The organism is Photobacterium sp. R1 (assembly GCF_054600795.1).
The window spans coordinates 1-402 of the sequence record NZ_BAAHZP010000140.1; the positions used below are offsets into that span (position 1 = coordinate 1).

Here is a 402-nt window from a genome sequence, read left to right on the forward strand (position 1 = left end):
GGTCTCTGCACATGTTCCTACTTCCCAAGTGGCGAAAGCCGTTTTGCTTAAGGATCAGCAGGGTGATTACCTGATGGCCGTAGTGCCTTCTAACCGCAGGGTAATGATTGATAAAATTAATCGCATAATGGGTAAGCAGTTCTTTTTGGTGGGTGAGCATGAGTTAACCCAGATCTTTCAGGACTGCGAACCAGGCGCGGTTCCTTCATTGGGACAAGCTTATAAAATCAACATGCTGGTGGATGATTTACTGCTTGAACAGGATGAACTGTATATCGAATCGGGTGATCATGAAAACCTGATCCACCTTGATAACAAGCAGTTCCATAAAGTGATGCGAGATGTGCCACACAGAAACATATCAGGTTATCGGATGTTGTTTACCCAGGAGCATGACGGTCG

The 402-nt window shown here is 45.5% G+C and carries 1 protein-coding gene; it reads left to right on the forward strand.

Features of this window, described 5'->3' with window-relative positions:
- Positions 1-402: YbaK/EbsC family protein (locus ACYP03_RS24365; protein ID WP_459782423.1), on the forward strand; the 402-nt coding region annotated here is incomplete at both ends.